This is a genomic window from Photobacterium iliopiscarium (genome assembly GCF_003026395.1).
Classification (GTDB): domain Bacteria; phylum Pseudomonadota; class Gammaproteobacteria; order Enterobacterales; family Vibrionaceae; genus Photobacterium; species Photobacterium iliopiscarium.
On sequence record NZ_PYOO01000002.1, the window covers coordinates 384542 to 408140 of the forward strand.

Annotated in this window: 25 protein-coding genes; 3 read left to right on the plus strand and 22 right to left on the minus strand. The window is 41.4% G+C overall.

All coding sequences use genetic code 11. The features are described from left to right. The first annotated feature begins 251 nt into the window (after nt 1-251). Nucleotides 252-1511: an outer membrane protein transport protein gene (locus tag C9J51_RS05065; protein ID WP_045036551.1), complete on the plus strand. Its 1260-nt coding sequence runs from the start codon at nt 252-254 to the stop codon at nt 1509-1511. Between the two features lie 73 nt (nt 1512-1584). Here C9J51_RS05065 and C9J51_RS05070 read toward each other — a convergent pair whose 3' ends face one another. The 10 genes from C9J51_RS05070 to ccmA form a co-directional block, all read right to left on the minus strand. Continuing rightward, nucleotides 1585-2388 (minus strand): MlaA family lipoprotein, encoded by an 804-nt coding sequence (locus tag C9J51_RS05070; RefSeq protein ID WP_045036552.1) that lies wholly within the window; start codon nt 2386-2388, stop codon nt 1585-1587. Between the two features lie 72 nt (nt 2389-2460). Further along, nucleotides 2461-3750: a c-type cytochrome biogenesis protein CcmI gene (gene ccmI / locus C9J51_RS05075; RefSeq protein ID WP_045036553.1), complete on the minus strand. Its 1290-nt coding sequence runs from the start codon at nt 3748-3750 to the stop codon at nt 2461-2463. Beyond that, entirely contained in the window at nt 3747-4262 is a 516-nt protein-coding gene (locus C9J51_RS05080) for a cytochrome c-type biogenesis protein (RefSeq protein WP_045036554.1), read from the minus strand. Before C9J51_RS05080 ends, ccmI begins: the two co-directional genes overlap by 4 nt. Beyond that, nucleotides 4259-4843 carry a DsbE family thiol:disulfide interchange protein gene (locus C9J51_RS05085; protein WP_045036555.1) on the minus strand — a complete coding sequence of 195 codons (585 nt, stop codon included), beginning with the start codon at nt 4841-4843 and terminating at the stop codon, nt 4259-4261. The genes C9J51_RS05080 and C9J51_RS05085 overlap by 4 nt, the downstream gene beginning before the upstream one ends. Further along, entirely contained in the window at nt 4836-6827 is a 1992-nt protein-coding gene (locus C9J51_RS05090) for a heme lyase CcmF/NrfE family subunit (protein WP_045036556.1), read from the minus strand. The genes C9J51_RS05085 and C9J51_RS05090 overlap by 8 nt, the downstream gene beginning before the upstream one ends. Nucleotides 6828-6830: 3 nt before the next feature. Next, the gene (gene ccmE, locus C9J51_RS05095; protein WP_045036557.1) at nt 6831-7313 is read right to left on the minus strand and encodes a cytochrome c maturation protein CcmE; all 483 of its coding nucleotides are present in this window, start codon (nt 7311-7313) and stop codon (nt 6831-6833) included. Further along, nucleotides 7310-7516, minus strand: a complete 207-nt coding sequence (gene ccmD / locus C9J51_RS05100; RefSeq protein ID WP_045036558.1) for a heme exporter protein CcmD — start codon at nt 7514-7516, stop codon at nt 7310-7312. Before ccmD ends, ccmE begins: the two co-directional genes overlap by 4 nt. 7 nt (nt 7517-7523) lie before the next feature. After that, a complete protein-coding gene (locus tag C9J51_RS05105; protein WP_045039253.1) occupies nt 7524-8255 on the minus strand; it encodes a heme ABC transporter permease in 732 nt (243 codons plus the stop codon). 119 nt (nt 8256-8374) lie between these two features. Continuing rightward, nucleotides 8375-9043 carry a heme exporter protein CcmB gene (gene ccmB / locus C9J51_RS05110; RefSeq protein ID WP_045039252.1) on the minus strand — a complete coding sequence of 223 codons (669 nt, stop codon included), beginning with the start codon at nt 9041-9043 and terminating at the stop codon, nt 8375-8377. 8 nt (nt 9044-9051) lie between these two features. After that, nucleotides 9052-9699, minus strand: a complete 648-nt coding sequence (gene ccmA, locus C9J51_RS05115; RefSeq protein WP_045039251.1) for a cytochrome c biogenesis heme-transporting ATPase CcmA — start codon at nt 9697-9699, stop codon at nt 9052-9054. 114 nt (nt 9700-9813) lie between these two features. Between ccmA and C9J51_RS05120 the strand changes: the two genes are divergently transcribed. Together C9J51_RS05120 and C9J51_RS05125 are read left to right on the plus strand one after the other, a co-directional pair. Continuing rightward, nucleotides 9814-10668, plus strand: coding sequence for a hypothetical protein (locus C9J51_RS05120; RefSeq protein ID WP_052667751.1), 855 nt, complete (start codon nt 9814-9816; stop codon nt 10666-10668). Between the two features lie 16 nt (nt 10669-10684). Then, nucleotides 10685-10996 carry an EscU/YscU/HrcU family type III secretion system export apparatus switch protein gene (locus C9J51_RS05125; RefSeq protein ID WP_045036562.1) on the plus strand — a complete coding sequence of 104 codons (312 nt, stop codon included), beginning with the start codon at nt 10685-10687 and terminating at the stop codon, nt 10994-10996. A gap of 40 nt (nt 10997-11036) precedes the next feature. Here the strand turns inward: C9J51_RS05125 and C9J51_RS05130 are convergent, their stop codons facing one another. The 12 genes from C9J51_RS05130 to flhA form a co-directional block, all read right to left on the minus strand. After that, on the minus strand, nt 11037-11471 hold the full coding sequence (locus C9J51_RS05130) for a DUF2802 domain-containing protein (protein WP_045036563.1): 435 nt from the start codon (nt 11469-11471) through the stop codon (nt 11037-11039). Further along, nucleotides 11471-11965 carry a chemotaxis protein CheW gene (locus tag C9J51_RS05135; RefSeq protein ID WP_045036564.1) on the minus strand — a complete coding sequence of 165 codons (495 nt, stop codon included), beginning with the start codon at nt 11963-11965 and terminating at the stop codon, nt 11471-11473. Before C9J51_RS05135 ends, C9J51_RS05130 begins: the two co-directional genes overlap by 1 nt. Nucleotides 11966-11985: 20 nt before the next feature. Next, the gene (locus tag C9J51_RS05140) at nt 11986-12729 is read right to left on the minus strand and encodes a chemotaxis protein CheW (protein WP_045039250.1); all 744 of its coding nucleotides are present in this window, start codon (nt 12727-12729) and stop codon (nt 11986-11988) included. Then, nucleotides 12722-13498 (minus strand): ParA family protein, encoded by a 777-nt coding sequence (locus tag C9J51_RS05145; protein WP_045036566.1) that lies wholly within the window; start codon nt 13496-13498, stop codon nt 12722-12724. The genes C9J51_RS05140 and C9J51_RS05145 overlap by 8 nt, the downstream gene beginning before the upstream one ends. A 10-nt stretch (nt 13499-13508) precedes the next feature. Further along, nucleotides 13509-14693, minus strand: coding sequence for a protein-glutamate methylesterase/protein-glutamine glutaminase (locus tag C9J51_RS05150; RefSeq protein ID WP_107274887.1), 1185 nt, complete (start codon nt 14691-14693; stop codon nt 13509-13511). A 75-nt stretch (nt 14694-14768) separates the two neighbouring features. Further along, nucleotides 14769-16937: a chemotaxis protein CheA gene (locus tag C9J51_RS05155; protein WP_107274888.1), complete on the minus strand. Its 2169-nt coding sequence runs from the start codon at nt 16935-16937 to the stop codon at nt 14769-14771. Nucleotides 16938-16946: 9 nt separating this feature from the next. Further along, the gene (locus tag C9J51_RS05160; protein ID WP_045036569.1) at nt 16947-17666 is read right to left on the minus strand and encodes a protein phosphatase CheZ; all 720 of its coding nucleotides are present in this window, start codon (nt 17664-17666) and stop codon (nt 16947-16949) included. A gap of 31 nt (nt 17667-17697) precedes the next feature. Beyond that, nucleotides 17698-18069, minus strand: a complete 372-nt coding sequence (locus C9J51_RS05165) for a chemotaxis response regulator CheY (RefSeq protein ID WP_045036570.1) — start codon at nt 18067-18069, stop codon at nt 17698-17700. An 81-nt stretch (nt 18070-18150) separates the two neighbouring features. Further along, complete coding sequence (locus C9J51_RS05175) at nt 18151-18873, minus strand: RNA polymerase sigma factor FliA (RefSeq protein WP_045036571.1); 723 nt, start codon at nt 18871-18873, stop codon at nt 18151-18153. Then, complete coding sequence (locus C9J51_RS05180) at nt 18866-19756, minus strand: MinD/ParA family protein (protein WP_045036572.1); 891 nt, start codon at nt 19754-19756, stop codon at nt 18866-18868. Before C9J51_RS05180 ends, C9J51_RS05175 begins: the two co-directional genes overlap by 8 nt. Further along, on the minus strand, nt 19749-21353 hold the full coding sequence (flhF, locus tag C9J51_RS05185) for a flagellar biosynthesis protein FlhF (protein ID WP_045036573.1): 1605 nt from the start codon (nt 21351-21353) through the stop codon (nt 19749-19751). The genes C9J51_RS05180 and flhF overlap by 8 nt, the downstream gene beginning before the upstream one ends. 51 nt (nt 21354-21404) lie before the next feature. After that, entirely contained in the window at nt 21405-23501 is a 2097-nt protein-coding gene (flhA, locus tag C9J51_RS05190) for a flagellar biosynthesis protein FlhA (protein ID WP_045036574.1), read from the minus strand. Nucleotides 23502-23599: the final 98 nt, after the last annotated feature.

A 23599-nucleotide genomic window follows, 5' to 3' on the forward strand; every position in this document is an offset into this window, starting at 1 on the left:
AAACAAAGAATAACGCACAAATAACCATCAATATAAAATATCAAATTAACACCAGTTCTCGTACAAGTGTACGCTCAAATATTAACACCCACCCCTTGCTGAATAAAATTTACCCGATAATAAACTACCACTTAAATTAAATGCAGTAGAATATGTTTAATCAAGCCATTTTATAAGATAGCTTTTAACGCATTTTATTGCTGCGAGTATCATTTACGTTATTATTTCCGTGAACAATAAATTTTTCTAATATGACTAAAAATAAAATCACTTTAGCCTTAGCGATTACTGCCGCTATTGGTATCAGCAATCAAGCTTCTGCTGCTGGTTTTCAATTAGCCGAATACTCTGCTACAGGTCTAGGACGTGCTTTTGCCGGTGAAGCAGCAATGGCTGATAATGCCAGTGCTCAGTTCCGCAACCCAGCAATGCTAACGTATTTAAAAGGCATCCAAATTTCTACGGGTGCTATTTATGTTGATCCTAATATTGATATTGACGGCAGTCATACTCTCTTTGGCCAAACAAGTACTTCAGACTTTGCTAATAATGCGATTATCCCTAATTTTTATTTTTCTCGCCCATTAACAGATAAAGCAACGATTGGTATTGCGTTTGGTACTCACTTTGGTATGCGTACCGATCTTGGTACCGATTTCAAAGCATCAATGTTTGGTAACCAAGCAGAAGTGCATACGGTTGAAATCAACCCTAACCTTGGTTACAAAATTAATGATCAGTTAAGTGTGGGTGCAGGCGTACGCTATGTGATGGCAAGCGGTCACTTTGGTGCAGCAAGCCCTATCACTCTACCGGGAATGATAAACAAAGGTCAGCACCTGAAATATATGGAAGGTGAAGATAATGCGTGGGGCTGGCAAGCAGGTACAGCGTGGCAGATTAATGCTGATAACCGTATCGGTATTAGTTACCAATCAGCGGTTAAATTAAATCTTGAAGGTCATGCTGATGGTGTTGCTTTTGATGGTTTTAAAAACGGCCGTTATGCGGGTACATTACCACTTGAACTTCCCGCTTCTGCTGAAATCGCAAGCTTTCACCAGTTAAATGATCAATGGGCAGTGCATGCAAGTGTTAACTGGACTGATTGGAGCAGCTTTGAAAAGTTAGAAGCCAATATTCCACAGCTTGGTGGTAACCACCATATTAAAAACGAGTACTGGAAAGATAACTACCGTTTCGCGATAGGTACCACTTACCAAGCAACGAATAAGCTAGTGCTGCGTTCTGGTGTTGCTTATGATACTTCAGCGGTTGATGAAGCAAACCGTACCCAAACGATCCCTGAAACTGACCGTACATGGTTAAGTGTTGGTGCAGGTTATGCTTGGTCAGAAAACCTAACTCTAGATGCTGGTTTTACCTACATTTTTGCAAAAGAAGCTAAAATGGTTGAACAAGAACAAGAGATGCCAATGTTAGGTAAATTTGAAGGACAAACATCAGGTCACATTTGGTTAGCGGGCGTACAAGCAAGCTACCGTTTCTAACGCAAGATTATTAAACCGAATACAAAAAGACCGCCGAAATGGCGGTCTTCTTTTATAGCACTAACAAATAAAATTAATCGTTATCAATTTCATCTAAATAACTATCATCAAACGTTGTAGCTGCTGGTTGATCGCTGACTTTACCATCGCTCGCGGTAAAGTTCTTATATTGAATATAAGCATCACGAGTAAAGATATAAGGATCAGGTGAACTATTTAGCATTGATTCTTGATTCACCAATGCAGCCCGATCTTCCATCCCTTCAAAGATCCACTTACCTAAACCTTCCCAGAAGTTTAATAAACTTAATGGCAGATAAAGATCATCAACTGAATCGGTAAAACCACGGAAAGTAATCGGTCCATAAACAGGTAACATTAAATAAGGACCATTACCTACACCGTAATAACCAAGCGTATCACTAAACTCACGATCTTGAACTTTAGTAATATCAGCTGCTGATGCAATATCAATTAAACCCGCTAAACCAAAAACAGTATTAATCCAAAAGCGGTTAAAATGGGTTAGCGCATCTTTGCCATGCAAGGTAAGTAAACTATTTACCATCCCTGCTGGTTCATCAAGATTAGATAAAAAGTTAGCAATACCAGTACGCGCAAATGACGGCGTATAATTCACATAGGCTAATGAGACTGGGCGAGCGACATACGGATCTAAATAATTAAAGTTTAGGTCCCACATTGCACGGTTAAAGCCTTCAAACGGATCATATACCGCATTTGCCGCAGTATTATCACCATCAATATGATCAACGACATTGGTTGATACCGTTTGATCAACCGCCTTATCGGGTGATTGAGCACAGCCCACCATGCCGATGCTTAATAAAATTATCAGTAATAGCTTTTTATTCAAAACATACACCTAATAAAAAACAGGCTGAACATCAATATTCAGCCTGCCTTATTCACTTTAGCAATTAATTACTTAATATTGCTTATTAATGACAAACGCTGTTTCTCCACCCAAGGGAGTTTGGCTACTTTGACCGTACCAATCACCTTGTTTAGTCATCACGTTACCATCGCTATCCACGCGTGCTTTAATGATCATCTCTGATAATGATGATAGCTGTCGCTGTGGAATCATGCTGTCTTTATCCGTTAGCGTTACCGTTAATGGGAATGTAGTCGACAATGGTAGTTTCACAGCAGCAATCGGCATTGGTGAGCCGTCAGCATCATGTACCGAGATAATAATATTACCTTGCTTTGGCAACACAACGTTTTTACTTAGCGCTATAGTAGCAGTAACTTGCTTATCTGTATCGGCTTTTTGCGTTTCAGATTGTGTCGTTGTTTCATCAATTGCTGTTGGATCAGGCGCAACTGCTGAATCACCTACACTCTCAATACGCATTTTGGCACGAGCAATACTACGGGTTAACATTGGCGTACGAGAATCATTCGGCCCAATTAGGGTTTTCATCATCGTCCAATAATCGACCGCTTGCTGATAATGTTTCTGCTCAAATGCATCAAAGGCTAATAATGACAATGCTTGAACGTTAGTGTGATCACTCTTAATCACTTGACGTAGAAGTTGGCGCGCTAAATCACTTTGACCTGGCTTACCACTTAACATTAATGTTTGTGCGTAACCTAAACGAATAGCCATATCAACAGGATTAAGATCATACGCACGTTTCATTGCCATTTCAGCCGTTGCACCATCGCGATTAGCAATAGCAATTCGACCTAACAGTAACCATCCCATTGGATCATCACCGTCTTTGTGTAATTTAGTTCGCAATGCCAACGTAAGATCCGACATGTCTTGATCAGACAGTGGTTCATTCGCTGCGTTATCACCCATCAAACGTTGAGTAAGCTCGGGTAAGCGATTCACAGCCTGATGCCATGCTTCAACTTTCGCACTGCTACCTACTGCGCCATAAACGCCATAGCAAATACCAACAATTAAAATTAGACCAGGAACAATCATTGCTGGGCTAACATGTGTTGCTTGTTGCTTTTCAGTAACAGGCAAATCGTCCAGTAATGTTTGTTGTAAGTCAGTCACCATATCTTGCTGACTATCGACTAAACCTTCTTGAGATTCTTCTTCAAGTTCGTGGATACGATCTTTAAAGAAGGCTTTATTAAGCTCATCTCGGCTTGCTGCATCGTCATACTCTTTACCGACATACATCGGAATTACAAAGATGGCGATCGCAATTAAAACCAAAACAGCGGTTAAAATCCAAAACAGCGTCATTTATTTACCTTTGTCTGATTATTGGTAGCTTCAGTATCTTGCTGCGCCATTTCAGCCAACAACCCCTGCAAACGTTCCGACTCAACATCATCAAGTGGTTCATCTTTGCTTAACTCAGTTTTTTTACGTGAGCGATAAACCAAGATGCTAAAACCAATCACAATAAAACCAATAGGACCTGCCCATAAGATCATTGTTGATGCCGTCACTGCAGGATCGTAGGTTACGAAATTACCGTAACGAGCAATCATATAATCAATGACTTGCTGCTTGGTTTTGCCTTCTTTTAACAGCTCGTAGCTTTTCAGACGCATATCTTCTGCTAAGGTCGCATTAGAATCAGCAATACTGTTATTTTGACATTTAGGACAACGTAAAGTCTCTGTTAGCTCTTGAAACTGCTTCTCTTGTGCTGGATTTTTAAAATCGTACACATCAATCGCAGCCAAGGCAGGTGCAACCATCGAAAAAGTCAGTCCAAGTGCGAACATCAAAGCAAAAAAGCGTTTCATTGTGTTTTTGCCTCCGCTTGAGTGTTGTTGTTCTTCGCCTCTGCTTGCAATTTCTTATAGAGAGGTTCAAGGGTTTTATTCCAGTTGTCTGGATTAACATCACCCACATGGCGGTAGCGAATAATACCGTTAGCATCAATAAGGAAAGTTTCAGGCGCACCATAAACCCCCAGATCCATGCCTAACATACCATTGCCATCAAACAATGAAATCATGTAAGGATTGCCCAGCTCTTTTAGCCATCGAATCGCTTTAGGACGTTGATCTTTGTAGTTTAAACCAATGATCTTCACCCCTTGTTTCGCTAATACGTTTAGGTATTGATGCTCGGCTTGACATGTAGGACACCACGTCGCCCACACATTTAATAACAGCGGTTGACCTTTAAAAATCGTTTGCTGATATTCTTTACTCGGCTCAAACAAATCTTCAAGTTTAAAAGCAGGAACAGGTTTACCCACCAATACTGATTCAAGCTTCGTTGGATCATCACCTGCGGCATTGCGGCTTAGCTGGACCATAAACATCACAACTAATCCCAAAAACAACACTAAAGGAATAAATAATAGTTTCTTATTCATTGGTTAGCTTCGCCTCCGACTTTTTATCATTAGCTGCAATATTCGCGGGTTTACGGAATCGGTAACGCTTATCGCTGATTGCAAAAGCACCACCTAGCGCCATTAAGAATGCACCCATCCACATCCAATTAACAAATGGCTTGTAGTACATACGCACAGCCCATGCACCGTCATTACCTAAACGCTCACCCATAGCAACATATAAGTCACGGGTAAAGCCGCTATCAATTGCCGCTTCTGTCATCATTGAGCCAGCAACGGTGTAATAACGTTTTTCAGCGTGTAGCGTTGTAATATCGATACCGTTACGGCTAATTTCAAAGTCAGCCACATAACCGTCATAGTTTGGACCATCTGCATCACGTAAACCGGCGAAATGGAAATCATAGCCTTTCACATTAACAGATTGACCTGGTGACATCCGTAAATCACGTTCGATACCGTAATTTGATACTAATGTCATACCAATAATAGCAACCGCTAAACCAAGATGGCCTAACATCATTGCCCAATGACTACGTCCTAGCTTACCTAATCCATCAAGGAAAGAGTGACGGTGAGTTGCACGACGGTAGATCTCAACAAGGTGAAGAACAATAATCCACACTGCCATCATCACACCGACAACCGCTAATGGCTCTACAACACTTGCTGTTAAATAAATAACCAAGAACGAGAACGGGACGGTAAATAAACCACACCACAACATTGGTTTCGCGATAGAAGCAAAGTTATCACGCTTCCAACGAACCAGAGGACCGATACCCATTAAGAATGAGAATGGCACCATTAACCATGTAAATAGAGTATTAAAGAACGGTTCGCCAATAGAAACAGAACCTAAGCCTAATTGCTTATGAACTAACGGCAGTAACGTACCAATTAATACCACTAATAACGCAGCAACTAATAATAAGTTATTGGCTAATAAGAAGTTTTCACGTGAGAACAACGCATAGTTGCCACGAGAACGGATTTGACCACCACGCAGTGCGTAAAGCAGTAATGAACCGCCAATAACCACGACTAAGAAGCCAAGAATAAACATACCGCGTGAGGGATCAGATGCAAACGCATGCACAGAAACCAACACACCAGAACGAACTAAGAACGTGCCGAGTAGACTTAATGAGAAAGCAGAAATCGCCAGTAATACTGTCCACGCTTTAAATGTACCGCGTTTTTCAGTTACTGATAATGAGTGCATTAGTGCCGTACCCGCAAGCCATGGCATTAATGATGCATTTTCGACGGGATCCCAGAACCACCAGCCACCCCAGCCAAGTTCGTAGTAAGCCCACCACGAGCCTAGTGCGATACCTAAAGTTAGAAATGACCATGCAGCGATTGTCCACGGACGTGACCAACGTGCCCAAGCCGTATCTAAACGACCTGTCATTAGCGATGCAATAGCAAATGAGAATGCGACCGAGAAACCAACATAACCCATGTACAACATTGGTGGGTGAACAATTAAACCGGGATCTTGAAGCAATGGGTTTAAGTCACGACCTTGTACTGGGAAGTTTGGCAATGTGCGCAAAAATGGATTCGATGTTACGATGATAAACAGTAAGAAACCCACTGCCACCATACCCATAACGGAAAGTACACGCGCCACCGCTTCTAGAGGCATACCACGGCTAAATCGAGCAACTGCTGCTGCCCAACCCGCTTGGATAAGTACCCATAGCATCAATGAACCTTCATGCCCGCCCCATACTGCGGTTAAACGGTAATACCATGGCAGTAAACTGGTTGAGTTACTGGCAACATACGCTACCGTAAAATCATTGCTATAGAACGACCAGCTCAAAATACCAAACGACAATGCAAGCATGCCGAATACTCCGTAGGACAGTGGTCGTGCCATACGCATCATTGCTTGGTTACCAACCGTGGCACCATACAATGGGTAAATGCTGGCCAGCACCGATAGCGCAAGTGCGGCTATAAGAGCGAATTGGCCTAATTCAGGGATCATTGATCACTTACCTTGTAGTTGTTCTTCAGTGTATTTAAGTCGTTTATGGTTTATCTTCATTGCATCTGCCACTTCAGGTGGCATATAGTTTTCATCATGCTTTGCAAGCACTTCACTTGCTTTAACTGTGGTTGGGTTAATCAATACACCCTGTGCCACAATACCTTGGCCTTCACGGAATAAATCCGGCAAAATACCATCATAAATAACGGTAACCGAAGGACCAATATCAGCCACTTTGAACGTAATTTGTAATGATTTAGGATCACGTTTAACCGATCCTTTTACAACCATGCCGCCAATACGTAATCGCTGCCCAATTTCAGGTCTAGCACCACCATCAGCCTTACCGTTAATTAATTCTGAAGGCGTATAGAATAAATTCATATTTTGGTTAAGCGCGTATAACACCAGTCCAACCGTAGCACCGAGTCCAAGCACTAACGCCAGTACAATCACTAAACGTTTTTGACGTCTTGGGGTCATAGGGTGTTCTCCAATGTTTTTGCTTCTTTAATGCGTTGTTCACGCGCCATTTTATTGTTTATTTCGCGTAACAAACGACGTTTAGTTGCTAAGCTCGAAAATACAATCCATAACATCGATAGAAAAGAAATTGCGTAGGCACTCCAAACGTAGCCTGCATATCCACCCATCGCAAAAAAATCATTTATAGAATCAAAATACATAGCTATCTCACTTCACCAGTTTCTGTACCCAAGGGCGATGACTCTCACGTAATAGAATTTCATTACGTAACCGCACCAAGGTGACAGCAGCAAAGAAACAACCAAAACCAAGTAACATCACCAACAATGGCCATAACATATCGTTTGACATTGAAGGTTTGCCAAATTTAGAAATCGTTGCACCTTGGTGTAAGGTGTTCCACCATTCAACAGAGTAGTGAATAATTGGAATATTAATCACGCCGACAATCGACAAAATACCCGCGGCTTTTGCAGCTGTTTTGTGATCATCAAACGCGTTATACAATGCAATAACACCAAGATATAAAAATAATAGAATCAATTCAGACGTTAAGCGAGCATCCCAAACCCACCAAGCACCCCACATAGGTTTACCCCAAATAGCCCCTGTAATTAGAGCAATAAAGGTAAACACGGCGCCAATAGGTGCCATTGCAGCAGCAGCCATATCTGACATTCGAATCTGCCACACTAGACCAATAAAAGAAGAAATCGCCATGGTGACATAAATACTCATCGACCAAATTGCAGCGGGTACGTGAATATAAATAATCCTAAAGCTATCGCCTTGTTGATAGTCGGCAGGAACAAATAATAATCCCCATACCGATCCCACTAAAATGGAGATCAAAGCGATAATAGAAAACCAAGGCAACAACTTACCGCATAGTCGGTAGGTGTTCTCTGCTTTAGCGTAGGGATGTAGCCACTTCCACATAATGCTCTCAACTTATAATAAATAATAAATACGTCACTGAGAGCAATATCATCACTCTCGCTTTCTTCATCGCTACACGGTTTGAATTAAGTGTAAGCGTTAAAGAAAAAATTCATCAGTTAATGGACACTGATCCTTAATGATGCTGCAACAGCAAATGGGGCTAAGGTCAAGGATCCCACTAACATCGCCCCCATAATGGCAAGTTGACCATCATAAGCCATACCCAAACTTGCCGCCTCAATCGCTGAGGTAGCGAATATAAGCACAGGTATATATAAAGGTAGTATGAGCAAGCTCAATAAAACGCCACCTTTTCGTAATCCAACCGTTAATGCCATGCCAATAGCACCTAAAAAGCTCAATGTTGGGGTACCGATCAGCAATGTGAGTAAGACGGCAATCCAAGTATGTAAATTGAGTGATAATAGAATCGCTAATAACGGACTAATGAGAATTAATGGCAGTCCAGTCAGCAACCAGTGAGCGATCATTTTAGCAAAAGCAGCAACGGACAATGGCGTTGGCATCAGTAACATTTGCTCTAATGAACCGTCAAGATAATCATCACGGAACAAACGCTCCATTGATAATAAAGCAGCCAATAAAGCAGCGACCCAAATTATACCCGGAGCAATACGGGCTAATAAATTAGGCTCAGGTCCAATGCCTAACGGAAACAACGTAATAACAATAATAAAAAACCATAACGGATTAAAAATATCCGCCTGTCGACGATAAGCAATCAATAGCTCACGGCGAATAATTTGCATAAGGGTGTTAAGCATTATTGTTATTATCCTAGCTTAATTTTTCTTAAACGGTCACTGTCGACAAACATGTCTTGGTGAGTGGTTAACAACACCATTCCACCACGCTCAGCATGAGATAAAAACAGCGCCTCAAGCACTTTTACACCTTGCTTATCTATCGCGGTTAACGGCTCATCAAGTACCCATAATTTATGGTTACTTAGCCATAATCGAGCTAAAGCGACACGACGCTGTTGACCCGCTGATAGCTGTCCAGCACTAATATCTTCACGGCCAGCTAAACCAACATGGGCCAGCGCCTGCCATAGTGCATCATCACCACTTACTTTAGGTGTTCCTTTGAGAGCGGAGCCTTGTTCACAAGTATGCATTGCTTGAAAAAAAGCCAAGTTCTCAAAGGCTGTAAGCTCGCGCTTTACACCTGTTTGATGCCCAAGAAACAATAATGCTTGGTGGTAATCTTCACGCGCGGTCACAATATTTTCATTGCACCACAATACGTCACCACTATCTGGATAGCCTAAACCAGCAATAATTCTTAATAAGGTCGTCTTGCCTGCACCGTTTGGACCTTCAATTTGAACTAATTCGCCACTTGAAATAGTGAACGTTAATTCATCAAATAATACGCGTTCATCACGAACACAGCTCAAATTTGCTACTGACAACATAAAATGATGTATCCTAGGTGTCACAAAATAGCCGCATAGTACCACAATGGCTAACAAATTGACTAAACTGCTCAGCTTCTTAATCGTTAACTAACGTAAGTAAATGTGAAATAAATGCAAATGAAAATATTGCCAAATCAACCTTCATTTATAGAAAAACTTTCGACAATTGAATCGGTTAACGTAGCATCTAAACCCTCACATTTAGAATCATCATCAATAATTGCTAACAATCACTCAAAATTTATATCTCAACTGCCGCAATTATTATTATCTATGAATAGCTTGCAACAATTAGTTACAAATTTATTGATTCCGTTAAACTTAGGTACAGTTAAGTCAGCCCATTCGACACCACAACCACTACAACAGTTATTTAATCAACTATTATTGCCTAATAACCAAGCAACCTTAATGACATGGTTACAGCACAATACGGGCCATCAAACCTTAGCGACGTTATTACAGCAACTGTCACAGCCCTCAAGCTTACTTAATCAATGGTTGAACCAATTGAGCCCTGAACAACAACAAGAGTTCACCGCACTATTGCGCCTTGCTGGTGAGCAACGAGGACCAGAAAACCAACGTTCACCCGATAATAACAATATTCATCTTCAATGGGTGCAAGACAACGGCCAAACAGTATTACTACAAATAAACAATCGTTCACAAAAGAAAACAAATACTGTTAAGAATAACAATAGTCAGTGGATCGTCAAATTGAGTTTACCTATTGGTGCAATAGATATTATGAATGTTATCGCTTGTTGGCATCAGCAGCAGTTAAGTACTCGCTTTGAATGTGCTAATCAAAAATTATTACATCATATAGAACGGGTAACACCTTATTTAATTTCACGGTTACAACTATTAGGGATAAATAACGCTCCCCCACAATATAAACTGCTCCCTCACCAGCAACAACATCAGCCAACTGGCGCATCAGGGTTATCAATAAAAGTCTAAGAACAAAAGGTATGGTATGAAGAGTAAATCAACACCCAAGGCTCAACAAGCTATCGCACTTCGTTATGATGGTGAACAAGCCCCTTATGTTGCCGCTAAAGGTTACGATAAATTAGCACAACACATTATTGAACAAGTAAAACAGCAAGGTGGATTAATTCATCAAGATCCCGTACTCGCACAATATCTCAATAGTTTTGATCTCAATGATCATATACCGCAGGAGTTATATTTAATTATTGCCGAACTCATTGCCTTTTCATGGTATCTAAACGGAAAAACCCCTCCGGGATGGGAAGGGTTTGAAAATATTGATATAACGGCATAGTTCCACACGAAGAATACAGATTAACGTCGATAATAATCTATTAACGTCGATAATGTTGCGGCATACTTTTTTGTAAACTCAATAATAATTCAGCTTCAGCTTTGGGCAAGTCACACTCTTTCATTAGCTCGTTAACATCAGCCCCAAGTTCGACCATTTTGCTGGCTCGGCTGTACAAGCGCCCACCAGAATCATTCATGGCGATCTCGTTTTGACGTTCTTCAATCCGTTCCAATTGCTCAACCATATCAACTAACTTATTACTCATACCAAGACTACCAGTACGTAATTCATTAAATTGTTTAGTTAAGCTTTCATGCTGTAACCGGTTATTTTTTAATACTTTCTCAATAGCTGAAAATTTTACTTCTAGTGCTTTTCGCGCTTGACGTTCACGGTTAATTAACACCGCCGCTGTTATCGCAATCAACCCAGAAATCACAACAGGTAACCATTGTTGAAGTATTATATCCATTACAAATATGCAACCTCATCCCACTCGTCTTCTGACAACAGCTTATTTAAATCGACCAAGATCAATAATTGGTCATCACGGTTACTGACACCTTGAATAAACTTGGCACTGTCTTCCGTACCAACACATGGCGTGCTATCAATTTCAGAATTACGCAAATAAACCACTTCTGCCACACTATCGACTAAAATACCAATCACTTGCGTTTCCGCTTCAATGATCACAATGCGCGTGTTATCTGAAATCTCACCATGCTGTAAACCAAAACGGGCACGAGTATCAATAACGGTAACAACATTGCCACGTAAATTAATAATACCAATTACGTAATCAGGCGCACCGGGTACTGGCGCGATATCTGAATATCGTAAAACTTCACGTACTTGCATAACATTAATGCCATAAGTTTCATTTTCTAATTGAAATGTAACCCACTGCAAAACGTGATCGTTAACGCCATCTTTTTGCATTTCCGTTATATTTACTTGGGACATAGCCTTTCCTCTTTAATGCCTCAACTCGCGCCACTATTAACGTCTAAACCTTGATTCAACATTTGAATTAATGCATCGACATGGATCAGAGCACACATTTTTTGTTTTACCATTCCCGCTAACCACGGTCGTTTACCTACTTGCTGACGCCAGCGAATATCCGTTGGCATTAATGTCTGAGTGCCATGTAACTTATCGCAAGCTAATCCCCACTGGCTGTTACCTAATATCACCATATAACGGTAATTATCACGGTAATGATCATTGATTAACTTATCCGCCATTACCCAACGCGCCGTATCAACCACATCTACATTCTGCTGAGCTAATGGCGCAAAGCCTAAATACCAAGCAGGACGACCGACAATATGATTCAAATCACCAAGTTGATAAATTGCACCTAATTCTGTTAATGCCACCGCAAACATCATGCCATTGACTTCAAAAAATAAAGCTTGGAATGACTGCTGCTGACCATGATGCTGCCATGTGACAACTTCTGGTTCTGGTTCTGGTTCTGGTTCTGGTTCTGGTTCTGGTTCTGGTTCTGGTTCTGGTTCTGCATCAATCACAGCCACAACCTGAGGTTCAACATCAAGCTCTGACGGTATTTGATCTAATAACTGTTGTAATTGCTGTATTGGTGCGGGTTCACAAAAGGCTGTTGGTTGAGTAGCAGACACCGATTGTGGCTCTGCATCTAACAGCAAGTCACCAAAATAATCATCCAATGCTTGTTCACTGGTTAATGGCTTATTATTCATTGTGAGCCAACCTTGTTAAGTGACTCAGCAGCGTTTTATAAGCAAACACCCCTCGACAATTATGCGCATACAATGAGGGTGGCATATGTTTAATACTGGCATCACGAAACTTAGTATCAATAGGAATTGCAGACATCCACACTTGATCTGGGTAGCGTGTTTTTAAGTCTTGTAACGTTTGTAATGACGCACGAGTACGCTTGTCATACATTGTCGGTACAATGGTGACATCAAATCCCGATGGCTTTGAACGTTGCATAATTTGTAAAGTACGTAACATCCGCTCTAAGCCTTTCATGGCTAAAAATTCTGTTTGTACTGGAATTAAAATACGATCACTGGCCGCCAATGCGTTGACCATCATCACCCCTAAAATTGGCGGACAATCAATTAATACATAATCATAATCAGCCGCAACACTGTGCAAGGCTTTTTTTAACACTAATCCCATCCCACTACGATTTCCCATAGAACGATCTAAAGTCGCTAATGACATATGCGCGGGAATAATATCTATGTTGTTAAATGTAGTACTTAAAATTAATTCTCTGACGCCATCACGTGTGATCTCAGGTAATTGAAATAAATCAAACAAACTGGCTGGTACATAATCAGCATCAAAATTTAAATATGTTGTCAATGAACCATGGGGATCAGTATCAACCACTAATACCCGTTGGTTTTGTTCACTTAATAATCCTGCTAATGCTATAGTAGTGGTCGTTTTCCCTACTCCACCCTTTTGGTTTGCAATACTCCAAACAACCACCGTCAACTCCTCACGACAAACCTAATTCAATTAAAATACATTCAGCAATACGGTCGAGGGGAAGATCATGACTAGAAATGCCCGCTTTAGCAACTGCTTGTGGCATACCATATACGACACAGCTATCTTCATCTTGTGCCCAAACGGTCGAACCATTGGCTTTTAACATGCGTGCACCTTCACGTCCATCGGCACCCATGCCTGTCAGCACTATCGATAACACCCGATCATTAAACACTTTAGCCGCCGATCCAAACGTCACATCAACACACGGTTTATAATTCATTCGATCGCCACCATCAATAATTCGTAACCGTGCGCCAACGTTACGGCCATCGACCATCATCTGCTGTCCACCTGGCGCTAAATATGCCACGCCTGCACGTAGTATATCGCCATCTTGCGCTTCTTTTACTTCAATACGGCACAAGTTATTTAATCGAGAGGCAAAAGCGGCAGTAAATGTCACGGGCATATGTTGTATAAGTACAATCGGATGAGGAAAATTAGCGGGTAATTGGGTCAATATTTTTTGTAAAGCAACCGGACCACCAGTTGATGTTCCAATAGCGACTAACTGATATTTTTTACCTGATGCGCGAAAATGTAATGGCATTGATAAAGGTATTATCGAGCCGGCCATTGCCGACCCTGTTAGCACACGTCTAGCGGTCGAAGTAACCATGGTGTTCGGTGGCGTCATCACTTTAGCGCTTATGGCTGGAGTATGACGAACAAAGGGCGTTGATGTAGGTTTACTTGGCGTAGCTAGGCTGCTATTGCGACGCAAATAAAACCGCTTCCCCGCTAACTCCGCTACGCGTTTTTGTAATAAATCGACCGCGTCATCACGGTTACGAGCAATATCTTCAAATTTTTTCGGTAAGAAATCTAGAGCCCCAGCATCAAGGGCATCTAAGGTGGCTTTTGCGCCTGCTTGGGTTAAAGAAGAAAACATCAAAATAGGCGTTGGAGAAATTTTCATGATTTCACGAACGGCAGTGATCCCATCCATTACAGGCATTTCAATGTCCATAGTAATGACATCAGGCTGTAAAACTTTGACTAATTCACACGCCTCTTTGCCATTAATCGCATTCCCTACAACGGTTAATCGAGGATCTGCATTAATAATTTCACTCACACGACGACGAAAAAAACTTGAGTCATCAACAACTAAAACCTTTATTGCCATTTGTTTTTATTCCTTTATCTAAACAATACCGCAAGCCTAAACACTAACGGTTAACATGGTTATCATTGTTAATAATTAACGTCTTACATAATGAGTTAATAAATTAGGCACATCTAAAATAAGTGCAATATGACCATCACTGGTAATAGTCGCACCAGCCATTCCTGGTGTCCCTTTGAGCAATCTATCTAATGGCTTAATCACCACTTCTTCTTGGCCAATTAAACTATCAACCACAAATCCCACCCGTTGATGCCCTGTTTGTACAATCACTACATGACCAAAACTATGATGTTGTTTATTCGTTTGGGATTTTTTTGACAACCAATCTTGTAAGTAAAATAACGGAATCGCTTTTTCACGCACAATAATGGTTAATTGACCGTCAACGGTATGGGTTTTAGACAAATCTAAGTGGAAAATTTCATTCACATTAGCCAGCGGTAAGGCAAAAGGTTGTTGCGCTATTCCCACCATCAATGTTGGTAGAATCGCCAAGGTTAGCGGTACTTTAATATCAATTCGCGTCCCTTTGCCTAAGGTCGAATCAATGGTAATTGAACCATTAAGTTGGTTAATGCTGGTTTTAACCACATCCATACCAACACCACGGCCTGAAATATCTGAGATCTCTTTTTTGGTTGAGAAACCCGGTGCAAAAATCAGATTATAAGCATCATTATCGCTCAAACGCGAAGCAGCATCACTGTCCATCATGCCACGATCAATCGCAATCTGGCGCAATTTATTAGCATCCATACCCGCACCATCATCAGCAATGGTTAAACGAATATGATCCCCTTCTTGTGACGCAGATAACAACACTTTACCCACTGCCGTCTTACCCGCTTGTTCGCGTATTGCAGGCATTTCAATACCATGATCAACTGAATTTCGAACTAAGTGAACTAACGGATCAGCCAAGGCTTCAACTAAGTTTTTATCAAGATCGGTATCTTCACCCACCATCTCAAGCACGATTTCTTTATTGAGGCTGCGGGCTAAATCACGTACAACACGCGGAAAACGGCCAAACACTTTTTTAATCGGCTGCATACGGGTTTTCATGACCGCCCCTTGAAGATCAGCCGTAACAACATCCAGTGTTGATACCGCTTTTGACATTTCTTCATCGGTGGTATTTAAACCTAAGCTAACCAATCGATTACGCACTAACACTAACTCTCCCACCATATTCATAATGATATCAAGGGTTGATGTATCAACACGTACCGTGGTTTCTGCTTGAGGTTTTGGTTTATCTTTCGCTGCTGGTAATGGTGAGCGATTGACTGGCTCACTTACCACTGTTGGCGCGGCTGGTGCTGGATTTTCAGTTACTGACGTTTCAACAACGGGTGTACTGACTAGCGCTTTATTCGCAGTAGCAGCATGATCGACCTGAGGCGCACAACCAATACCATGTAATTCATCTAATAAGCTTTCAAACTCATCATCTGTCATTAAATCATCGTTAACAACCGCAAGATTTTCATCTTTTTTTATTGGCGTAATTGTTGTCGCCCCTGGCGCATTACCCGTCCCGTGTAACTCATCTAATAACCGTTCAAACTCATCATCGGTAATGTCATTAGTTTCAATACTTGCTATGGTATTATTAACAGCATTAACGATAATAGGCGTTGAAGGCGATGCCGAGGGTGCGTTACCCACACCGTGTAATTCATCTAATAAACGTTCAAATTCATCTTGGGTAATATCATCAACAGAATTAGCTGCAATCGCACTTGTCGATGAAATAGATAAAGCATCAGCAAGAGGTTGATGATTGACCTCTGGGCTCTTAACAACCGTATTTTCAACCACTGCATCAAGTGTTGTTTCAATAGCGGCTGGCGGTAAACTATAATGACGCAATTGATCTAATAACGCTTGATCTGCTTTAATCAGGGGTTGATGTTCTTGTACTTGAGTAAACATCACATTAATACAATCTAACGCTTCTAAAATGACATCCATCAATTCTGATGTCACTTTACGCTTACCTGTACGTAGCAAATCAAAGACGTTTTCAGCACCATGGCACGCATCAACGAGCTCTGCTAATGATAAAAATCCCGCACCACCTTTTACGGTATGAAAACCACGGAAGATAGCATTTAATAATTCACTATTATCAGGACTACGTTCAAGTTCAACCAATTGCTCAGACAATAATTCAAGGATCTCTCCGGCTTCAATCAGAAAGTCTTGTAGGATATCTTCATCTAAATTAAAACTCATAAATTCCCTCTAAAATCCAAGACTTGAAAGTAAATCATCAACATCATCTTGCGATGAAACCGTGTCTTTACGTTGCTGAGGATTAATAATAGGTCCTTCGGCAATAACACTTAATGGTAGCGGCTCTACGCTAGAAGATGATGCTTGTTCGATACCAAATGCCTGTAGAATATCCAACATTCGATCTTCAACTTCATGCACTAAGGTAATCACTCGTCGAATGACTTGCCCAGTAAGATCTTGAAAATCTTGCGCCATTAAAATATCGGTTAAATGTTCGCGTAACAGTGAGCTATCTTGATCAACTTGAAGCAGTAACCTATTAATATCATGACAAAGCTGCTTAAAATCCGTTAATGCAATGTTCCCAGCCATTAATCGTTGCCATTGCGGATGAAGACAGTGCAGGGTTTGTTGTAATTGCTCAGTAATAGGTAAGGTTATTTCAACCGCGTCCATAGTGCGGTTAGCGGCAGCTTCTGTTTTATCTATCACATAAGATAAACTGTCACGCGCATCAGGAATATCCGTTCTCGCTAAATCATTCCAACGTGGATCAAGCCGAAAACTCACCAATGAATCATGCAACTGACGAGTCATCTTTCCTACTTCGTCATACATAGGCGCATGATGACGTTCAACTAAAGTTTGCACGAGTGTATTGGCTTGTTGTTGCTGGTTTTGTTCAAGCAACACCACTAATTGCTGTGCTTGCTCTAATGAAATCATGGTTATATTTCCCGATACCGAAACACAATCACTATTGTAATCGTTCAAAAATTTTCGCTATTTTTTCTTTTAATGTCACAGCATTAAACGGCTTTATGATGTAACCATTCACGCCAGCTTGAGCGGCTTCAATAATTTGCTCACGCTTAGCTTCTGCGGTAATCATTAACACTGGCAAATGTTTTAATTGTTCATCAGCACGAATCTGACGTAACAAATCAATACCTTGCATCCCCGGCATGTTCCAGTCAGTGACGACAAAATCAAAATCACCACGCTTTAATAATGGCAATGCTGTTAAGCCATCATCTGCTTCTACGGTGTTATTAAACCCTAAATCACGCAGTAAGTTTTTTACTATTCGACGCATTGTTGAAAAATCATCAACAATAAGAATTTTCATATTTGTATTCAAAATTGCCTCCACAGCGAAACCTGTGTTGTTCTTAGTTATAAAATAATGATGGTTTATGTTTTATTGAAATTAGGCAGCCCATGCTTGTAATTTAGATCGTAACCGCTGCATTGCTTGGCTGTGAATTTGACAAATACGCGATTCACTCACGCCAATAACGGCACCAATTTCTTTTAAATTCATTTCTTCGTCGTAATACAGCGATAACACCAAGGCCTCACGCTCTGGTAAGGTTTTAATTGCAGCCGCTAAATTGTGACGAAAACTGTCATCAACGACATTTTGAAAGGGCTGATTTTGATGAATATCATCTTCTTGCACCATTGTTTCTTCACCACCAGCAAGATCGGCAATACCCACAATACGACCACAATTAACGTCATTTAATGCTTGATGATATTGTTCTAACGGCATCTCAAGAAACTGTGCTATTTCAATATCTGCGGGATCGCGCCCAAGGCTATGTTCTAGTTTTGAAATAGCATCACTAATACGACGGCTATTTTTATACACAGATCGCGGCACCCAATCACCACGTCGAATATCATCTAACATCGCGCCACGAATACGAATCCCAGCGAACGTTTCAAAACTAGCCCCTTTGGTAGGATCATAATTTTGTTGCGCTTCTAATAAGCCAATCATTCCAGATTGAATCAAATCTTCAACCAAGACACTCGACGGTAAACGCGCCATTAAATGATGTGCAATCCGTTTAACCAACGTAGAGTAACGTTCAATAAATGCCTGCGGACTTTGTTGATAGCGGCTATAGGTTAAGGTTTTATTCACGAATTAAAGCCTCCATGGCTCGCGGTTTATGTACCAATAATCGTTCCACAAAAAATTCCAAATGTCCGCCCGGGTGATGTGGCAGCGGCCATGTCATCGCTTTCGATGCTAATGAGTTCATGGCTAATGCAGCAGGACTATGTGGGAATGCCTCAACCACGACTTTTTGACGCTTAACCGCTTGGCGGACATTATCATCAAGTGGAATACATGCCGCGAGTTCAAGATTAGCATCAAGAAAACGTTCCGTTACTCGGGTTAACTTAATGAATAAATCACGCCCTTCACGATAACTTCGAACCATATTGGCAACAATCTTAAACCGTTGAATATCGTACTCACGACTCAAAATTTTCATTAATGCGTATGCATCTGTGATCGATGTCGGTTCATCACAAACAACAATAACAACATCTTGAGCTGCGCGAGCAAAACTCAACACCATGTCTGAAATACCCGCAGCAGTATCAACTAAGAAAAAATCAAGATCATACTGTAAGTTACTAAATGCTCGAATTAGACCGATATGTTGCGTCGGGGTTAATTCAGCCATGTTCTGCGTACCAGAAGCCGAAGGGATAATTTTTACGCCATAAGGTCCTTCGATAATAATATCTTCAAGTTCACACACCCCGGCAAGTACATGCGACAGATTTCGTCCCGCACGCAAACCAAGCATTACGTCGACATTTGCTAATCCAAGATCAGCATCAAGTACCATGACCCGCTTACCTTGACGAGCCATTGAAATTGCCATATTAAGGGTGACATTGGTTTTACCCACGCCGCCTTTACCACCTGTAATAGTAATGACTTTCGTCGACGTTAATTGGGTCATTCGACGTAAACCACTCGCTTGATCGTACATGATATTCTCAGTCATAAAAATCAGCCGAAATGTTATCTGAGCTATCACTAGACCAGAGATGAGATTGCTGTGAAAGTTCTAGCTCTAACAACTCATTTGCGCGCGAAACAAGATAATTTCCAGTCGCCACTTTCAAATCTTCAGGAACCCGTTGACCATCCGCTAAATAGGCAATAGGTAACGCATTTTGAATAGCGACACCGATGATTTCACCCAAACTCAACGATTCATCCAACTTAGTTAACACACAACCAGATAAAGGAATACGACGAAAATGTTCAAGTGTTTCTTGTAGCACTCGTCGTTGTGATGTCGCTGGCATAACTAAATAGCTGCGAATTTTGGCGCCACTATTTTGCATTAAAGTATCTAATTGCTCTGATAATCGAATATCACGCTGTCCCATACCAGCAGTATCAAGCAGCACTAATCGGCGATGACGTAACTGATGAAGTATATCGGCCAGTTCCTGTGCATCTTTAGCAACTCTTACAGGGCACCCCATAATTCGCCCATAAGTGGCCAATTGTTCATGGGCACCAATTCGATAATTATCAGTAGTTACTAATGCTATTTGCTGAGGACCAAACTCCATTGCCGCACGCGCAGCCAACTTTGCGACTGTGGTTGTTTTCCCAACCCCAGTAGGGCCAAGTAATGCCACCACACCGCCAGCTTCTAAAATACAATCATTGGTGGTGATGAGTTGATCGGCTAATAAATCGAGTAAAGCGGGCCATGCTTCATTAGTGGGTAAATCTTCAGGTATATAACACGCTAATTGATCCGCTAATTGATCTGATAAACCCATTTTTTCAAGCCGCTTGATCATCATCGCTCGCATCGGTTCTTGGCGTTCAACTTCTTGCCACATTAGCCCAGATAATTGATGTTCTAATAAGCGTCGAATAGAAACGATATCTGCTCGCATGGCATCTAAATCATCTTCTTTTCTCATGCCTTTAGCTTCATAACGACTCGGATCTAAACGTGGTTTACGGGCGTCATTACGGCTCACCGTTGTCTCGCGTTCATAATGTTTTGATGATGGACGAGCATAGTCGCCGACATTGAGATTGTGTGCAGGATCATCATAACGACGAGCGGGTTTTAATTGCGGGGATAACCTTTGTCTGTCGGTGCTAGCATGTTGACGCTGTTGTTCATGACTATCACTGTGATAATAATGCTGTCGAACTTGATCACGACTAAGATCACTTGAACTGTTCGCTTGGGGTTGTTGCTGATGTTTAGATTGGCGTTGCAATAAAGCGGTTAATGAATCAACTGACGCCATATTGTCAGTCCCCTCTGTCGCAGAGGCATAATTTTGCAACACGCTGGCAAACTGCTTTGATATTGAAGGACTAACATTAACTTTATCATCGGCCAGTTTGCGCCGAGCTTGGCCTAAGCCTTGTTCTAATTCATCGCGTGCTACATGATTGGTTTTCACCGCAGGTTGGCTAGTCTCGACATCAACCGCAGCGACTATTTCAACCCCACCTGAGACTTTTTTATTTGACATAATCACCGCATCGGGGCCAAGTTCTTCTTTGACTTCGCTAAGTGCGGTTCTCATATCCTTGGCAAAAAATCGTTTAATTTTCAAAATTAATTCCCTATCAGCAAGTGCTTAAATTAGTGTTCACTTTCAACATTATTAATGACCCACGGCATTAACAATTCGAATTTGCTTTTCATCGGGCACTTCTTGATAAGAAAGTACTCTCAAGGTCGGAATGGTATTTTTGACAAATTTTGCCAAGGTAGAACGCAAAACACCGGAAGTTAATAACACCGCAGGTTCACCTTTTAGTTCTTGTTGCTGAGTCGCTTCTGTTAACGAACGCTGCAAACGCTCAGCTAATCCTGGTTCAATACCTGACGATTCGCCCCCCGCAGACTGCATCGTTTGATGCAATATCTGTTCCAACTCAGGAACTAACGTAATAACGGGTAATTCTGCTTCTATTCCATTGATTTCCTGACAAATTAAACGTTTTAAACCGATACGTGCAGCGGCAGTTAAAATGTCAGGATCTTGACTCTTACTCGAATACTCAGACAAAGTTTGAACAATGGTTCGAATATCCCGTAATGGAATCGCTTCGTTAAGTAAGTTTTGCATCACTTTCACAACAGCCCCAAGTGGCAATTGATCTGGAACAAAACCATCAACCAATTTAGGTGTTGATTGCCCCAGCATTTCAAGCAAGTTTTGTACTTCTTCATGGCCCAGCAATTGAGCAGCATGGTTGGTGAGTAATTGACTTAAATGGGTGGCAAGTACAGTGGCAGAATCCACCACGGTGTACCCTAACGCTTGGGCATGTTCACGTTGGGAAATTTGGATCCACACCGCTTCTAAACCAAACGCAGGATCAAGCGTACGTTCACCATCAATACTGCCAAACACTTGACCGGGATTAATGGCTAAATCCATATTGGGGTGAATATTAGCTTCACCACAGGTGACACCCATAAGGCTGATACGGTAACTATTAGGCGGGAGTTCTAAATTATCGCGAATATGTACCGGTGGTACGAGGAAACCAAAATCTTGAGACAGTTTTTTACGTACGCCTTTAACGCGTTCTAGTAACTCGCCACCTTGGTCTTTATCTACCATTGAAATAAGTCGATAACCAACCTCAAGCCCAATGGTATCAACTGGCTGAACATCATCCCATGACAACTCTTTCATCGGTTGAATCATCGCCATATCATGCGTTGGTGGTTCTTTTTCAACTAACGCTGCGATCTGATCTTTTTTGTAACGCCAATAAGCCGCGCCACCAATAATAGCGGCCAAAAATAGAAACGGCACATGGGGCATGCCAGGAACAATTCCCATGACAAATAAAATAACCCCAGTAATAATCAAGGCTTGAGGGTTATTAAACATCTGAAAATACATCTGCTGGCCCATATCCTCGTCAGTATTTTGACGAGTAACCAACATCGCGGCACCAATAGACAACAACAACGATGGAATCTGTGCGACTAAGCCATCACCAATGGTGAGTAGACTATAAATCTCCATCGCTTCCATAAAGCCTAAGCCGTATTGCGTCATACCAATGATCAAGCCACCAATAATATTGATAAACAAAATCAAAATACCAGCGATCGCATCCCCTTTAACAAACTTAGATGCACCGTCCATCGAACCATAAAAATCCGCTTCTTTGGTCACTTCAAAACGACGCGTTCGTGCTTGCTCTTGATCAATTAAACCTGCATTTAAATCCGCATCGATCGCCATTTGTTTACCGGGCAAAGCATCTAGCGTAAAGCGAGCACTAACTTCTGAAATACGCCCAGCACCTTTGGTAACAACCATGAAATTGATGATCATAAGGATAAGGAATACCACCAAACCGACGGCATAGTTACCACCAATAACTACCGAGCCAAACGCATCAATCACCTGCCCTGCGGCATCTGAACCTTCATGACCATGCAATAACACCACCCGTGTTGAAGCCACGTTGAGGGCTAAACGTAATAAGGTCGCGATAAGTAATACGGTAGGAAAAGCGGCGAAATCGAGAGGACGACGGGTGTAAACAGTCACTAACAACACCACTAATGACAACGCAATATTAAAGGTAAATGTCATATCCAATAATAATGGTGGCATTGGCAGAATAATCATCGCCAAGGTGGCTAACACCATCACTGGTGCACCAATAGCGGGCATATTCTGTAAACGCGCTAACGGTAAGCGCGAAGCAAAAGGAATTGAAAGCTTCATTCTATTGTCATCAAATCACGATTATTTACATAAAAGTGAGGTTATGACTCTATACAGAACCATAAGCCATCACGAAGACTTATGGTTAAGCAATTATC

Coding starts and splice junctions, on each gene's coding strand:
- C9J51_RS05080 (WP_045036554.1), bottom strand. CDS start 4,262: ATGAAACGCTTTTTTGCTTTGATGTTCGCACTTGGACTGACTTTTTCG.
- C9J51_RS05150 (WP_107274887.1), bottom strand. CDS start 14,693: ATGGCAATAAAGGTTTTAGTTGTTGATGACTCAAGTTTTTTTCGTCGT.
- C9J51_RS05180 (WP_045036572.1), bottom strand. CDS start 19,756: ATGACTGAGAATATCATGTACGATCAAGCGAGTGGTTTACGTCGAATG.
- C9J51_RS05120 (WP_052667751.1), top strand. CDS start 9,814: ATGCAAATGAAAATATTGCCAAATCAACCTTCATTTATAGAAAAACTT.
- ccmA (WP_045039251.1), bottom strand. CDS start 9,699: ATGTTGTCAGTAGCAAATTTGAGCTGTGTTCGTGATGAACGCGTATTA.
- ccmB (WP_045039252.1), bottom strand. CDS start 9,043: ATGCTTAACACCCTTATGCAAATTATTCGCCGTGAGCTATTGATTGCT.
- C9J51_RS05085 (WP_045036555.1), bottom strand. CDS start 4,843: ATGAATAAGAAACTATTATTTATTCCTTTAGTGTTGTTTTTGGGATTA.
- C9J51_RS05125 (WP_045036562.1), top strand. CDS start 10,685: ATGAAGAGTAAATCAACACCCAAGGCTCAACAAGCTATCGCACTTCGT.
- ccmD (WP_045036558.1), bottom strand. CDS start 7,516: ATGTATTTTGATTCTATAAATGATTTTTTTGCGATGGGTGGATATGCA.
- C9J51_RS05165 (WP_045036570.1), bottom strand. CDS start 18,069: ATGAAAATTCTTATTGTTGATGATTTTTCAACAATGCGTCGAATAGTA.
- C9J51_RS05065 (WP_045036551.1), top strand. CDS start 252: ATGACTAAAAATAAAATCACTTTAGCCTTAGCGATTACTGCCGCTATT.
- C9J51_RS05105 (WP_045039253.1), bottom strand. CDS start 8,255: ATGTGGAAGTGGCTACATCCCTACGCTAAAGCAGAGAACACCTACCGA.
- C9J51_RS05130 (WP_045036563.1), bottom strand. CDS start 11,471: ATGGATATAATACTTCAACAATGGTTACCTGTTGTGATTTCTGGGTTG.
- flhA (WP_045036574.1), bottom strand. CDS start 23,501: ATGAAGCTTTCAATTCCTTTTGCTTCGCGCTTACCGTTAGCGCGTTTA.
- C9J51_RS05135 (WP_045036564.1), bottom strand. CDS start 11,965: ATGTCCCAAGTAAATATAACGGAAATGCAAAAAGATGGCGTTAACGAT.
- C9J51_RS05140 (WP_045039250.1), bottom strand. CDS start 12,729: ATGAATAATAAGCCATTAACCAGTGAACAAGCATTGGATGATTATTTT.
- ccmI (WP_045036553.1), bottom strand. CDS start 3,750: ATGACGCTGTTTTGGATTTTAACCGCTGTTTTGGTTTTAATTGCGATC.
- C9J51_RS05155 (WP_107274888.1), bottom strand. CDS start 16,937: ATGAGTTTTAATTTAGATGAAGATATCCTACAAGACTTTCTGATTGAA.
- C9J51_RS05160 (WP_045036569.1), bottom strand. CDS start 17,666: ATGATTTCATTAGAGCAAGCACAGCAATTAGTGGTGTTGCTTGAACAA.
- ccmE (WP_045036557.1), bottom strand. CDS start 7,313: ATGACCCCAAGACGTCAAAAACGTTTAGTGATTGTACTGGCGTTAGTG.
- C9J51_RS05090 (WP_045036556.1), bottom strand. CDS start 6,827: ATGATCCCTGAATTAGGCCAATTCGCTCTTATAGCCGCACTTGCGCTA.